Genomic DNA, 355 nt, shown 5'->3' on the forward strand with positions numbered 1-355 from the left:
GGCAGGGCGTATCGGCAAGCAGAAAGCAGTGACGGCGACTGCACGCAAGATCGCTGTGCTCTTCTTCAACGCTCTTCGCTTCGGTATGGCTTATCGTGATCCTGGTGCAGAGGCATATGATGAGCGACATCGCGGCCGGGTTCTGGCAAGCCTACAACGCCGTGCTCGAGCTTTGGGATATCAGCTTGATCCCATCCCCGATGCGGAGAGTGTTTCTTAGGAAAGTTTCAGAGCTATTGAAAGCCGCACTAGGAAGCTCAGCCTTCTTAGCCCGCATTGGCGGTGACGAGTTCGGCATTATTTTCACAAACAACAGTAGTATTAACGCGCTTTCTTCGCTCAACGATTTTCTTTC

The 355-nt window shown here is 52.4% G+C and carries 1 protein-coding gene and 1 pseudogene; both read left to right on the forward strand.

Translation table 11 applies throughout. The features are described from left to right. Positions 1–220: pseudogene (locus HBA93_RS19460) on the forward strand (IS110 family transposase); the annotation flags it as partial. After that, positions 201–355 (forward strand): diguanylate cyclase domain-containing protein (locus HBA93_RS24650; RefSeq protein WP_353619410.1); only part of this gene is annotated, 155 nt, incomplete at its 3' end. The pseudogene HBA93_RS19460 and the gene HBA93_RS24650, both read left to right, overlap by 20 nt.

It is taken from the genome of Ochrobactrum sp. SFR4 (assembly GCF_019730395.1).
In the GTDB taxonomy this organism is placed as follows: domain Bacteria; phylum Pseudomonadota; class Alphaproteobacteria; order Rhizobiales; family Rhizobiaceae; genus Pseudochrobactrum.